The 404-nt window shown below is 34.7% G+C and carries 1 protein-coding gene; it reads right to left on the bottom strand.

Annotated elements, in window-relative coordinates; translation table 11 throughout:
• Positions 1-404, bottom strand: a 404-nt coding sequence (locus J7R05_RS08640; RefSeq protein ID WP_208541909.1) for a HesA/MoeB/ThiF family protein, incomplete at both ends; no start/stop codon positions are given.

The raw sequence follows: 404 nt of genomic DNA, 5'->3' as shown, positions 1-404 counted from the left end.
AACAAGATCAGCTCCTTCAAACAGACGGCATGCCTTCTCTATACTATCTATTTTTTCATCGTAGAACGCATATTGAGTTGAAGGGCTAATATAGGGCGCTTTATCTCTAACAACATCAACCTTTTTTTTCCCTAAGTCATTATAATTATAGAGTATTTGCCTAGACAAATTTGATTCTTCAACAATATCAAAATCATAGCTTTTAATGTGTCCTACACCCATTGCAGATAATGTATAAAAAACATAGCTCCCGCATCCACCCAAACCAGCTATAGTTATCTTAGCATCTTTCAATTTGGAGTTAGCTAAAAGAGCATTGTCAAAATTACCTGATACAGGCTTAAATAAGTTAATTTGCCTATCAAATCTGTTATATTCGCTCTCACTAAGCCCTGCTTTTCTTA

Source organism: Bartonella capreoli (assembly GCF_902813205.1).
In the GTDB taxonomy this organism is placed as follows: Bacteria; Pseudomonadota; Alphaproteobacteria; order Rhizobiales; family Rhizobiaceae; genus Bartonella; species Bartonella schoenbuchensis.
The sequence above is the reverse complement of the archived record's forward strand: the minus strand, read 5'-3'. Positions and strand labels throughout refer to the sequence as shown.